The sequence below is a fragment of the Acinetobacter sp. 102 genome (assembly GCF_037028485.1).
GTDB lineage: Bacteria > Pseudomonadota > Gammaproteobacteria > Pseudomonadales > Moraxellaceae > Acinetobacter > Acinetobacter higginsii.
In genome coordinates this window covers 62,431-68,934 of record NZ_JAZEZK010000023.1, presented here as the reverse complement: position 1 = coordinate 68,934, position 6,504 = coordinate 62,431, and the positions used below count along the sequence as shown (strand labels likewise).

General features: G+C 41.4%; 5 protein-coding genes. All 5 read right to left on the bottom strand.

Annotated elements, in window-relative coordinates:
- On the bottom strand, positions 1-1,077 hold a 1,077-nt coding region (locus tag WA352_RS18770; protein ID WP_336143598.1), incomplete at its 3' end, for an acyl-CoA dehydrogenase family protein.
- Between the two features lie 27 nt (positions 1,078-1,104).
- Complete coding sequence (locus WA352_RS18765) at positions 1,105-2,922, bottom strand: dipeptide ABC transporter ATP-binding protein (RefSeq protein WP_033133514.1); 1,818 nt, start codon at positions 2,920-2,922, stop codon at positions 1,105-1,107.
- Positions 2,923-2,924: 2 nt separating this feature from the next.
- The gene (locus WA352_RS18760) at positions 2,925-3,773 is read right to left on the bottom strand and encodes an ABC transporter permease (protein WP_004805249.1); all 849 of its coding nucleotides are present in this window, start codon (positions 3,771-3,773) and stop codon (positions 2,925-2,927) included.
- Positions 3,770-4,921, bottom strand: a complete 1,152-nt coding sequence (locus WA352_RS18755) for an ABC transporter permease (RefSeq protein ID WP_033133513.1) — start codon at positions 4,919-4,921, stop codon at positions 3,770-3,772. The genes WA352_RS18760 and WA352_RS18755 overlap by 4 nt, the downstream gene beginning before the upstream one ends.
- 5 nt (positions 4,922-4,926) lie before the next feature.
- Positions 4,927-6,501 (bottom strand): ABC transporter substrate-binding protein, encoded by a 1,575-nt coding sequence (locus WA352_RS18750; protein ID WP_033133512.1) that lies wholly within the window; start codon positions 6,499-6,501, stop codon positions 4,927-4,929.
- Positions 6,502-6,504: the final 3 nt, after the last annotated feature.

Here is a 6,504-nt window from a genome sequence, read left to right as displayed (position 1 = left end):
CCCAAGTAATCCAAAAATTTCACTCGAAATTTTTAAAGATGCATGATCAGACTGACTACGGGTAGCAGCAACCGATAAAATCAGTTCAGTTTGTAAATCTTCATCCTCTACATTTGCCAAATGCTGTTCAAAAATCTGTGCTGAACGATCCAATAATGCCTCAGCTGAACGCACTAAAACAGCGAACTCACCAATCTGTTTGATGATATGAGATTCATGCGTAGGCGAGTCGACGCCACTTTCTACCCAAGGTCGAGCATGATGTTGTAAATAATCAATCCCGCCTTGTAGGGCTCCTTTAGCAATTCCTGTGTCCATTGCAGCATGTAAAATCTGAGGCCAAGTGAGTCCAGTACGTAAAACAGTGCCTAAACCACCCGTATTTCGCTTAGCAACATAACGTTCATCAACAATCACATCTTTAAAATTAACAGTGCCACTGACACTATTATTTTGTCCCATCGCATCCCAGTCATCGAGCAACTCCACTCCATGCGTATCACGATGAATTAAAATCGAGACAGGTCCATCATCACTACCGGCAAATAAAGAAATCCATTCTGCAAGTAAAGAACCCGTAGAATAAAACTTACTGCCATTTAAAATTAATTGTCCTTCTGAATTTCGCTCTACACGTGTCTTATGCTGAAATTTATCTTTACCACCCACTTCTGCAAGTGCATTACCCAAACGCTTTCCGCTTAAGATATCAACCAGTAACTGATCACGAATTTCATCATCATAGCCCGTTAAAACGCCTCGGAACATGGTGAAGTGAATCTGTAATAACTGCCCTACACCACCATCTGCGGATGAAATAATTTTCACCACATTGACCAAAGTTGAAATACTGGCGCCTAAGCCCCCAAATTGCTTGGGTACAATAATCGCAGTTAAACCAGCTTCTGAAATTAAGCGAGCTTGTTCATAAGGTACGGTCTTGTTATAACTGGGGTCTCGAGCAAATTGATTCAGTTGATCCGCCACCTCTTTTGCAATATCAAGTGCTTCTTGCTCACTTTGAATATGCCTGATACTACCTAATTCTAAAAAATTACGTTGGTTAATGTCGTTCATTGTTAACTCCGGAAAATCTGTTCTTTTTTATGCGTAAACTTCAAGTACCTTGTCTTTAAACAAGCTTGGCGCATGGATAAGCAAAGTTTTGGTATATGTATGTTGAGGGTGACTCAGCACTTGATCTGTTTCGCCATATTCAACAATATGTCCATTTTTTAATACGGCGACTCGATCTGCGATTGCACGAACAACCCCTAGATTATGGGTCACAAATAGTAAGGTCACACCTTGCTGTTGGAGGTCTTGTAGCAGTTTTAAGATGGAAGCCTGAACTGAAACATCCAAAGCAGATGTAATCTCATCACAAATCAAAACATCAGGTTGGCACAGCAAAGCTCGCGCGATAGCCACTCGTTGTCGCTCCCCACCCGATAAATCTCTTGGATAGAGTTCCTGAACTTGTATAGGCAGAGAGACTTGTTTAAGTACCTGCGTGACTTTTTCTATGGCTTCTTGTCGAGATGCTCCAAAGAAATGCTGTACAACTTTAATTAATGTCTGACCAATCGTATGCGCTGGATTCAAAGCCTTATAAGGATTTTGAAAGATATATTGCAGTTTATGCCGCTGCTGCAAATGACGCTGTTGCCCACGCAACGACAAGACTTCATCTGCTAATGTAATTTGTCCATCTGCATTTTCATTCAGGCCGGCAATGACACGCGATAAAGTGGTTTTTCCTGAACCCGATTCACCCACCAATGCTAAACATTCGCCTTTTTTTAGTTGAAATGAAATATCAAAAAGTGCCTGTTGCTGCCCATACCATGCATTAATATGTTCAACTTTTAATAGAGCTTCCCGGTCTGTTTCTCTTTCAATCACTTGATGATCAATCTCTTTAAAATTAATCACACCGACATGATTCGAATGGTGACAAGCAACAAAATGCGGATCAAACTCATCTTTTAATTGAGTTAATTCAGGTTGTTTTTGACGACATATATCTGTGGCGAAAGTACAACGTGCCGCAAAAGCACATCCCACTGGACGCTCATTGGGCGAAGGAGCATGCCCTTCAATTGGAGATAAATATTTACGAATGGCCACATCGGGAATGGCGTTCAGTAAACCTTGCGTATAAGGATGCTTAGGCGTTTCAAATAGTTGGGTTAATACCGCATCTTCAGCAATTCGACCTGAATACAGAACAATCACCCGATCTGCAATATCTTTTACCACCGTTAAGTCATGCGATACATAGATAGCAGCAACGTTATATTCCCGACATAATTTACGAATGATATTCAACACTAATGTCTGTGTCGTCACATCTAATGCGGTGGTTGGCTCATCCAAAACGATCAAACGTGGCTGTAGCAAGAATGCCAAGGCCAATAAAATTCGTTGTTGTTGCCCACCCGAAAGCTGATGAGGATAACGCTTTAGAAATAGCTCATCATGCTGCAATCCCACTTCATTTAAAATTTTGGCAACCTTTTGGTATTTTTCAGCGCTCGATAACTTTGCCTGATGGACATCTAATAATTCAAATAAATGTTGTCCAATACTTAATGCTGGGTTGAGTGCTGTTCCAGGATCTTGGGCAACATGACTAATTTTATAACCACGAACCTGACGCAAAGCATGATCATCTAAACTGAGAATATCTTCATCATCCAGTTCAATTGTGCCTTGAATAATCTTGGCTCCATATCGTGCATAGCCCAATAAGGCACTCGATAATGTCGTTTTACCTGAACCACTCTCTCCAACTAATCCTAGGACCTCACCTTCTCGTAGGCTAAATGAAATATTAGAAACGATATGATTGCCAGTGTTGACCAATGCCACGGTTAAGTCTTTTACCGTTAATACTGTATTTTTAAATTTATCTGCCATGCTTATTTTTCCTCAATCCGAGCTGCTGCACGTCCAACGCCCTCAGCCAATACATTCGTTCCGAGCGCAAACAAAGCAATTAAGATGACAGGAGCAAATACCGCCCACGGCTGCACCAATAAACCAGCGCGATTTTCATTAATCATGAGTCCCCAATCTGCTGCTGGAGGTGCCACACCATAACCAAGAAAAGCCAAACCCGATAACATACCCACAGCCCATGTCAGCATCACACCAAGATGGATGAGTAAAGGCGTCAGCATGTTGGGTAAAATTTCACGAAATAAAATATAGGTTTTTGAGTACCCGAGAATTCTGGCTGCTTCGATATATTCTTGTTCCACCAGATTAAGTGCAACGCTTCGCGCAAGACGCACTACGCCAGGAATAAAAGCAATTGAAACCGTTAAAACAATGAGCCAAGGTTCCCGACCTAACATTGAAACGATAAGCAAGACCAATATAAGATCAGGAAAGGCCATAAAAACATCTGTAAGCCAAGTCACGAACTGATCAATCTTATTTCGAGCAAAAGCAGCGAATATGCCTAAACTAGAGCCAATAATTAATGCAACCAAACTGGCAGCCAGTGTCATCCAGATAATAGAAGCCCCTCCTGAAAGTACACGCGACCACACATCATGACCGATATAATCATATCCAAGAAACGATTTTCCTTCAGGCGGACCATATGTCATGCCGATCAAAGCAGTGGGCTCAAAGGGAACCAAGAGCGGTCCAACCAGTGCAAAAATCAACACTAAGGTCGTGACTACAAATCCAAAACGTACTTGTCTTTCACGAATTAATGTTTGAAAAAAATTTCTTTGGTACCAATGAAGTGAGCTCATTTCCCACCTCCTTGCTGAATGTTCTTTAAAGCATTACGGCGGTCAACAGGTTTTACTGTAATTGGTCGACCTGACTTCCATAAACGTAATGCCTGACGACGGCCTGGCGAACGTGCTTTATGTCTTTTGGCTGTTCGTATTCTTGGTGTGAGTAAGGTTGTGATTAAATCTGCAATTAAATTAACGGCTACCACACAAATGGTCAGTAATAAAACAATTGCTTGAATGGTCGGGATATCTCTTAATTCAATTGCGGCATTGAGTGCATTACCAATACCGGGATAACTGAAAACCACTTCAATAATGAGAGCTCCACTCAGCAGAACCCGTATCGTTAATGCTGTTCCCTGCACCACTGGCACCAATGCATTTGGTAAAACATGTTTCCATATGATCCGTCGCTCAGGAATACCACGTAATCGTGCAGAGGTCACATAATCCGACTCAAGTGCATCAATCATGGAACCACGAACTAAACGCATCAGATATGGAATAAGCGATAAGGCCAAAGTTAAAATCGGTAAAACTAAAAACTCTATTTGGCTAAAAGCTGACTGCTCTGGAATCAACAAGGATGCAGCTGGCAATATGTGCAGGATTGAGGTTGAGAAAAACATCATTAACCAGATTGCAATCACAAATCCTGGAACAGCCTTGAATAGAATAGAGCTAGAAACAATAATACGATCTAGTTTGCTATCTCGACGGAGTGACAGCCACACACCCAGTACCACTGAAAGTGGTACAGTAATAACAATAACCAAGATCGTTAATGCAACGGTGTTACCAAAATAATTCTGAACAATCTGTACAACAGGTACATTTGAATCAATCGAACGGCCAAAATTACCTTGCAATAATTGACTCAGCCAATGCCAGTATTGAATCAATATTGGATCGTTCAGGCCCAATTGTTCACGAAGTATTTGAACCGTCGCTTCTGGTGCTTCTGGGCCCAAAATGACGCGAGCCGGATCAGATGGGAGTGCTTGTGTGGCAATAAATACAATGAGACTAATCACAAATACAACCAATACACCTGACAACAACCGTGTGAAAAACCAAGGTAACCATGCTGGTATTTCAAATGATCTCGTCATTGTTTGATGTGAAATGGCTGTCTCTATATTGCTGGATTGCGTTGTCATAGCGGTCACCCCCTACGCCAAAATTCATCTGTACGCCACGCTGCAAAGCCTGTGCGATCGGGTGTTACGCCACCAATTTGGCCAGAATGTGCATCGAGTACATTATTAAAACCCCAAATGAGCAAACCACCTTGCTCATGTTGAATATGCTGTGCTTCATGAATGAGAACTTTGCGTTTTTCCAAATCAGGCTGTTGTAATGCTGTATGAACCAATTCAGTAAAACGTTCATTGTTAAATCGAGTTTTATTATTTGCCGCACCAGGCCCATCAATTTGCAAAACGGTTAATAAAAAAGGTCGTGAAACGTTTGAACCTGTACTAAATGCCCAATCTTGTTTTACAGCATCAGCAAAGGTGGCAGCTTCAACCTGTTTAACATTAACAATAACACCAGCCTGAGCCGCATGCTGAGCAAAAACCAATGCGGCATTGCTATCTGGACCTGTATACAAATCAACCGCCAAGCTATTGCTAAAACCAGCTTCTTTCAACAATCCCTTAGCTTTATTTAAATCTTGCTTACGCTGTAGAATACTGTGGTCATACACGGGATCACTAAAGGAATAGAGATCATTTGCAACTCGTCCTTGACCAGCTAAAGCCCTTTTAACCAAATCATCTCTATTGGCAATCAATCTAAAAGCTTGACGTACTCGAGGATCATTGAAAGGTGCTTTTGAGGTATTCATATCAAAAGATTGCCAAGCATCTGTTTCAGAAGAAACGAGATTCAATCGTTTATTGGCTTGAATTAAAGAAATATGCTCGGCACTTACACCTGAAGCAATGTCAATTTGACCAGATTGCAAAGCAGCAAGACGCCCTGTCTGATCTTTAAAATCAATGATTTCTATTGCATCAGCATAAGGCCTATTTTCTTTCCAGTAATTTTCAAAACGGACAAAGCGTGAACGCTGGCCTGGTGTAAAACTGTCAAGCTTAAAGGGACCTGCTCCTACGACATTTTTAACTGGGTCATAATCTGTAGGAACGATGCCTCCCCAACTCATCCATGCCTCAGGTAAAGCAACCAACCCTTTTCCTTGAGTAAAAGGAATCTCAACTGTGTATTCATCTCGCTTTTTAATCTCATTCCTTTGCAAAGAATAAAGATAGGCTGCAAATGGAGAAGCGAGTTTAGGGTCCGTCAAACGGCGTAAGGAGAAAATAACATCATCAGCAGTAATCGTTTTACCATGATGAAATTCGAGTCCTTTTTTTAAGCGAATGGTCCATTTCGTCCCATCATTATTCGGCTCCGCAAATTCAGCAAGTGCGAGTTTGGGCTGGATATCTCTACCCCATTCCCATAATTTTGCATATAAAGGCCAACCTCTGAATGCACTGGACATACCAATAGGCTTATGCGCGTCTAAATTACCGGCTTGATTGCCATTGATTACTCCAATTTTGATCACACCGCCTTTTTTCGGATTATCATTTTGAGTATTACTAGGACTAGCACTCTCAGAAGATGAAGAGTCAGTTTTAGAACATCCTATTAGGCTAATTGCAGCAACAGCTCCAACCCCCAATCCAGTCTGCTTAATCAGTTCTCGACGTGTAATTTTGTTCATGTT